The organism is Bacillus massiliigorillae (assembly GCF_000380245.2).
GTDB lineage: Bacteria > Bacillota > Bacilli > Bacillales > DSM-1321 > Bacillus_AD > Bacillus_AD massiliigorillae.
On sequence record NZ_HG428745.1, the window covers coordinates 1 to 7,352 of the forward strand.

4 protein-coding genes, 1 tRNA gene and 1 pseudogene are annotated in these 7,352 nt (G+C 33.8%); 3 read left to right on the top strand and 3 right to left on the bottom strand.

The window, feature by feature from the left end; translation table 11 throughout:
- Positions 1-468 precede the first annotated feature (468 nt).
- Both TX86_RS21515 and TX86_RS21520 read left to right on the top strand, forming a co-directional pair.
- Positions 469-1,182 carry an MgtC/SapB family protein gene (locus TX86_RS21515; protein ID WP_042352083.1) on the top strand — a complete coding sequence of 238 codons (714 nt, stop codon included), beginning with the start codon at positions 469-471 and terminating at the stop codon, positions 1,180-1,182.
- Positions 1,183-1,245: 63 nt separating this feature from the next.
- A tRNA-Ala gene (locus tag TX86_RS21520) sits at positions 1,246-1,318 on the top strand.
- Between the two features lie 312 nt (positions 1,319-1,630).
- On the opposite strand, the gene bglH is transcribed toward TX86_RS21520, so the two are convergent.
- The 3 genes from bglH to licT all read right to left on the bottom strand — a co-directional run bounded on the left by bglH (position 1,631) and on the right by licT (position 5,931).
- Complete coding sequence (bglH, locus tag TX86_RS21525; RefSeq protein WP_042352084.1) at positions 1,631-3,043, bottom strand: aryl-phospho-beta-d-glucosidase; 1,413 nt, start codon at positions 3,041-3,043, stop codon at positions 1,631-1,633.
- A 73-nt stretch (positions 3,044-3,116) separates the two neighbouring features.
- Entirely contained in the window at positions 3,117-4,952 is a 1,836-nt protein-coding gene (locus TX86_RS21530) for a beta-glucoside-specific PTS transporter subunit IIABC (protein ID WP_042352085.1), read from the bottom strand.
- Positions 4,953-5,082: 130 nt separating this feature from the next.
- Complete coding sequence (licT, locus tag TX86_RS21535; RefSeq protein ID WP_042352086.1) at positions 5,083-5,931, bottom strand: BglG family transcription antiterminator LicT; 849 nt, start codon at positions 5,929-5,931, stop codon at positions 5,083-5,085.
- Between the two features lie 1,108 nt (positions 5,932-7,039).
- Here licT and TX86_RS27340 point away from each other — a divergent pair.
- A pseudogene (locus tag TX86_RS27340) lies at positions 7,040-7,352 on the top strand (hypothetical protein); the annotation flags it as partial.

Sequence of the window (7,352 nt, forward strand, 5' to 3'; positions counted from 1 at the left end):
GATCATTTTTCAAAAACAGCTTTTTGATTATATCATTCAGCTGATTTTGTTGTCAATAAGTTTTTTACCAAAACTTTTTGTCGTTAAGAGCGACTTTCTTATTATAGCATTCAGCAAAACTTTGTCAACCTTTTTTCGAAATTCAAAATAGCTAACAGCTTTTCACTTAAACTCGCTTTGTCTTAAGGACAAGATATAATTTATCATGTTTTTTATCATATCGCAATAGTTTTTTTGAAAAAAACTTATTTTTTTAGAAAAACTATAAGATTCTCCTAAAAATATATTGTTCTTATCATACAAACTTCTATTATCCAAATCAATAAAGTATTTACCTGTCTTCATTGATAATAATGAATAAATCCTTTAATTCATTGATGCTTCTCTTTTTACTATCACATATAATATATACTTAGAGATTCCCTTCAGATATATATACCGTAACATTAACATTAAGGGGGATAAGGTATGGATATTTTCACAAGTATAATTGATTATCAAACGAGGCTTGATATATTTTTAAAGCTGGGTATAACCGCCATTTTAGGATTAATTATAGGAATCGAACGCGAGATACGAAGAAAGCCTGTCGGTTTAAAAACTAGTCTTGTCATTTCTATAGTAAGTTGTTTATTAACGATTGTTTCAATAAAATCCGCTTATTTATTTCCAAGTAGCGACCATGTTAACATCACTATGGATCCTCTACGACTGGCTGCTCAAATCATTTCTGGTATCGGTTTTCTTGGAGCAGGTGTTATTTTACGCAGAGAAAATGATAGTATTTCTGGATTAACTACAGCTGCAATGATCTGGGGAGCAGCTGGATTAGGAATAGCAGTTGGAGCAGGGTTTTATATAGAGGCAATTGCAGGCGTGTTTCTTCTCATAATAAGTGTTGAAATAGTCCCGCTTATTATGAATATTATCGGACCAAAGCAACTGAGGCAAAAAGAAATATTGTTACAGTTAACTGTATTTGATAAACAAGAAATTGGGCATATCATTCATCAAATACAAAAAGAAGGAATCTCAATCAAGAATATCCGAATTAAAGATATGGAAACCACCCATTTCATACAGTTAAAAACAACTATTCACTATCAACGTAGAACAGTTGACGTATATACAGCAATCTCTAATATAGAAGGTATTCAAACCGTAGAAATTGAAAGCTTATAAACAGGAATTCCCTATTGACAATTTCCTGAAAATTGGATAAAAATGAAATATAAATAATATTTCGGGGCATTAGCGCAGCTGGGAGCGCGCAACACTGGCAGTGTTGAGGTCAGGGGTTCGAGCCCCCTATGCTCCATACACTTGAAACCCTTGTTTATCAAGGGTTTTTCTCATTTTCTCTGTCTCAACTTAATTTCCTTCGAATGACTCTTCTTTTTCGAAAGATTCTCCTCTACATGAACTGCTACCCTCTTTTCAAATATCTGCGAATAAATTTCTAAAGTCGTCTTTAATACATCCATGCCATAAATGTTCTTGCACTGCTTTGGGATTGTTCCCCCACTTCACAACATCACCGTTTTTGTCTGTCATAAATCAAGGTAAATAATACCAAACACAAAAGGATAGTCGTAATCAATCTTTGATTGCGACTATCCTTTATACATTCTTAAATTAAATCTTCACCATTAGAAGCAATAACTTTCTTGTACCAGTTGAAGCTTTTCTTTTTGTAACGTTTTAATGTTCCATTACCTTCGTTATCCTTATCTACATAGATAAAGCCATATCGTTTTTTCATTTCAGCAGTAGAAGCACTTACAAGGTCAATAGGACCCCATGTAGTGTAACCGATTAAGTCAACACCATCAGCGATAGCTTCCTTCATTTCAGCAATATGATCACGGAAATAGCTAATACGGTAATCGTCATTTACGGTCTCATTTTCTAAAATATCAACAGCACCAAAACCATTTTCAACGATAAATAAAGGAATTTGGTAACGGTCGTATAACGAATTTAAAGCAATTCGAAGGCCTTTCGGATCAATTTCCCATCCCCATTCGGATGCTTCTAAGTACGGGTTTTCTACGCCCCCTAATTGTAAGTTACCATCAGAAGCCTTATGATTTTCAGGAGTTGCAGAGGCCGTACCACTGTTATAGTAACTGAAACCTAAGTAGTCTACTTTATGTGTACGAAGAATTTCTTCATCACCAGGCTCCATTTTAATTGTAATATTATGTTCTGCAAAGTAGCGTTCTGTATAGGAAGGATAATATCCACGAACTTGAACATCTGTGAAGAATACAGTTTCACGGTCTAACATCATAGCCGTCCATACGTCTTCTGGATTACATGAATAAGGATAAGTTGGTGCATAAGCAAGCATACAACCAATTTTACTATCCGGATTAATCTCGTGACCTGCCTTTACTGCTAGAGCACTGGCAACAAATTGGTGATGAGCTGCTTGATATTGCGTATCTTTTACATTTTCACCTTCCTCAAACTCAAGTCCACCACCAGTAAATGGAGCATGGATAACAAAATTAATCTCATTAAATGTCATCCAATATTTCACTTGATCTTTGTAGCGAGTAAAAAGAGTTCTAGCAAAACGCTCATAAAATTCTATAAGTTTACGGTTTTTCCAACCTCCATAATTTTTCACTAAAGCAAGCGGCATTTCATAGTGAGAAATGGTAACGATAGGCTGAATATTATGTGTAGCTAACTCAGCAAATACGTCATCATAAAATTTTAAACCTTCTTCATTTGGTTCTAATTCGTCACCATTCGGGAATATACGAGTCCATGCAATACTCATACGGAAACATTTAAAACCCATTTCAGCAAAAAGAGCGATATCTTCTTTGTAGTTGTGATAAAAATCAATTGCAGTGTGGTAAGGATAATAACCTTCCATTGAATAATCTTGTGGGTTAAAAACACCATGTGGTAATACGTCTGCTGTAGAAAGGCCTTTACCATTCTCTTGGTATGCACCTTCTATTTGGTTTGCTGCTGTTGCTCCACCCCATAAAAAATCTTTTGGAAATGGTTTTGAGAAGCTTTTCATCTTTGTTTGTCCCTCCAAAATATGCTAAACCAACCGGGAATAAACAGAGTTCATTCCCAATCAGTTAGATGTATTAGATTACTAGAGTTAATAAATCTTCGTTTTTAGCAATTTGTTCTTTATTTGTTTCAATGATATCCATATATTGCGCAGTGTTTGTAATAATTACAGGTGTTGTTACAAGATAGCCAGCCTTTTTAATCTTTTCCATATCAAAGTCGATTAAATGTTGTCCTTTTGTTACTTTGTCACCCGTTTTCACATGTGCATTGAAGTATTTCCCTTCTAATTGAACCGTATCAATTCCAATATGAATGAGAATTTCCGCTCCATCATCTGATGTAATACCAACAGCATGTCCTGTAGGGAAGATTGTTGTAATGATACCGTTTACTGGTGAATGAACTTCACCAACAGTTGGCTCAATTGCTATTCCTTTCCCCATCGCCTCAGATGCAAATACAGCATCTTTTACTTGATTTAAAGGAGTAATAGTTCCTGTTAAGGGGCTAACGATTCCTTCTTTTTTTACAAGTAGTTCTCCTGCTTTAATTGTTGTATCAGTATTTTGTGGTTTCTTTTTGTCTTCATAACCTAAGAAATATGTTAAGGCTGCTGCTCCACCTATTGTCATGATAATCATAAAGAAGTATGGAAGCCACGGTGTAGTTGTACCACTTAGTGTAAATATCGTGTGAAGTGCAAAGGCATTATTTTCAGCTCCAAATGCCCCAATGAAAGCACCACCGATTGCTCCGACAATAACAACATATTTTAATGTGCGTTTATGAGTTGCAATTAATCCATAAAGAATTGGCTCCGTTACACCTGAAAGTAATCCAGTTAGAGTAGTTGAACCGGCAAGAGCTTTTGTTTCTTTGTCTTTTGTTTTTAAGAAAATACCTAATGCAATACCCATTTGAGCAAAGGTACTTGCTGCCCACATAGGGTCAATTGGGTCTCCGCCGTTCATTAAGTTTTCAATACTCATTGGAATAAGAGCCCAATGTAATCCAAACATAATAAGAAAAACCATAGCGCCACCAACAACGGCACCCGTTAATAGTCCGCTATGTTCACTCAAGAAATTAATTCCTGCAGCAACCATTTGACCTACATAAGTTCCAAAAGGACCAAAAGCAATAGCAGCTAATGGTACAATAATCATTAATGAAAGCATTGGTACTAAGAACATTTGTAAATCTTTATATATAACTTTTTTCAAGAATTTCTCTAATTGAGCATAAATAAGTACTGAAATAAATGCCGGTACGATTTGAGAAGAATAGTCCATCAAAATAACTGGTATTCCTAAGAACGAACTTGTATCTCCATTAGCTAATAAAGCTGTATAGTTTGGTTCTAAAAGTGCGGCTCCGATAATCCCCCCCATATATGGGTTAGCTCCTAATTTCGTAGCTAAAGTAAAACCTATCATAATAGGTAAGAAGAATAGAATAGCATTACCAGCAGCAGATAAAATAGCATACGTACCGCTTTGATCTGATAACAAATCAAACATAACTAATACACCTAAAAGAGCCTTCAACATACCTGCTCCAGCAAGAGGTGCTAATAATGGGGTAAATGTACCAGAAATCAATTCAAATATTTTTCCGGATAGTGATATTTTTTCTTCCGATGTTTCACTAGATTCTTTGGAGAAGTTACTGATTTTATTAATTTCTTTAAATACATCAGAAACATGGTTACCAATTACTACTTGTTGTTGGCCACCCGTTTGAACAACACTAATAACACCCTTCACATTTTCTAATGCTTCTTTATTTACTTTTTTACTGTCTTTTACTTTAAAACGTAAGCGAGTAGCACAGTGTACTAAACTGTTTACGTTGTTTTCTCCACCGATATGTTGGAGAATTTCTTTAGCTAAGCTTGTATAGCTCATATATGGCACTCCTTTTATTTTATTTTTATATAAAGAAAAACCTGAATTGATATCAATTATTCGAAATAATGAACTCGAATAAGTAAAATCAACTCAGGTTTTGCCTGCCGAACAGTCACAATCCTGTGGTTCAATTATTATGTTTTTCCCGTGATGTAATACGGTGAATGTGAAGCATTAAATACAGCATTTCATCTTTGTTTGGTTTTTTATCATAAGTGGACTCAATATAAGCTTTTACCTTTTGGGTACATTGATATGCTTCAGGATATTTTGTCTTTACTTGTTCATATAATTCTTTCTCACCTTCAATAGTAGATTCATTATGAGTCAATCTATAGGCAAAATATCTTAAATGAGTAACGAAGCGACTGTAATTAATTGAATTTTCATCTAGCTCTAAACCATAATGATATTTAACGATAGTAAGAACATCATTTACCATTTTCGTCATATTCATCGTGTCTTCCATATCATTTTGGTTTTGCTGAGCATTAATAAGGTGAAGAGCTATCGAACCAGCTTCATCCTCAGGTAGCTTATAACCCGTCTTCCTTTCAATGATTTGTAATGCGTGTAAAGCAACTTCATATTCATTACGATAAAATTTCTTCACTTCCCAAAGCAACGCATTTTTGAGTATTAAGCCTTGTTGAAAGCGAGATATTGAAAAACTAATATGGTCAGTTAAGGTGAGATAAATATTATCACTAATTTTCCCAGGTAACATTAATTTAGCATAGGTGATAATTTCATCTGATAAATCCAAATGTTCCGATGGAATTTCGTTAATGAGATGAGCTAATTTATCTGATAGGCCTTTTGTTTCTAAAACAAATGTTTTATCAACATTGGAAGGATCAATATCTTCACCTGATTTCTTTTGAAAAGCAAGACCTCTCCCCATAACAATCATTTCAGAATTATTATCATTTTCTACTAAGACTACATTATTGTTGAATACTTTTTTGATTTTCATATTTCATCACCTACTTATTAGCCTAAATAAAAAACCTAAACTCATACCAAGAATACAATTATCTTGTATCCTTGGTATGAATTTAGGTTTTGCCTGCCGAACAGTCACAATCCTGTGTAAGAGGTATTCAATTACAGTTTGTCTTTTTCTATTTGTATTATAACTATGCTTGATAACGGTTTCAAGAGTTTTTTGCATAAAAATTATATAAAAATAATAAAAAGGTTTAGTATTCTTATTAACAATGAATGATATTACAAGAACCAAAGATTACAAATCTAGCAGAAAATCTTCTTGTTCCATGCTATTGATGTAAAGATAAAATGAACGTAATATGAACTATAGATTACATTTTGTGAGTGTCTCACTACTTTTAGATTCATCCACACACTTAACAGCACCGTCGCGTGTGTATGTCGCAAATCACAAAAAGTGATTTGGGGTACATGCGCTTTTTTTATTTATTCATTAAATTCTCTCAACATCATACGTGGATCTTGAAAAGTACCTAATTCCATGTTTGGAAAAACTAAATCTAATGGATTGAAAACCTTTCCAAACGCTTCTTTCCATTTTTCCGGTTCCTCTTTATGCTCTCTCCTATATTTATAAATTACTTAGAAGGAAGACTTATTGAACATATAGAGCTATGGGCTTTCGGTCTTTTTTTGAATAATCCTTTTTCCTTTGTATAAGCTAACTTCTTCTAACAGATAAAGTTTCATTAAGAAAATCTATATCATCCCATTACAGTCCCAGATAATTGATATTAAAAAAGCTGTTTCATCACGGCGTATTATGAGTGGTATTTAAATTCAAATATCTAATTTTTAAATTTTTATTCATAAAGAACTATTTTAAAAGATTTTAGTCTAATCCATTTTTTTATAGAGACATAAGATATAGCACTTAGAACGAAAGGAGAAAGTAAAAATCAGGACAACATATAAGGCTGATTCATCAAGGTATATCATGACTGGCACTTAAATTCAAATATCTAATTTTAAAATTTTTATTCACAAAAAACTATTTTAAAAGATTTTAGTCTAATCCAATTTTTTATAGCGGCATAAGATATAGTAGCTAGAATGAAAGGAGAAGGTAAAAATTGGGACAACATAGAAGATGTATGGTATGTGGTATCCACAATTGTAGATGTAAATTTTCTGAATCCACAGATTGTAAGCATAAAAAACACAGATGTAAATCTCCAGAATCTTCGGATTTCGAGTGTAATAAATGCAGATGCGAATCATCTGAATCTTCAGATTTCGGTCGTGAAAAATGCAGATGTGAAAATAGAAAATGTAAATGTTGTTGTAGAGGGCCACGAGGACGTAAAGGTGCTACAGGTGCTACGGGCGCTACAGGTGCCACAGGACCTACAGGTGCTACGGGTGCTACAGGTGCCACAGGACCTA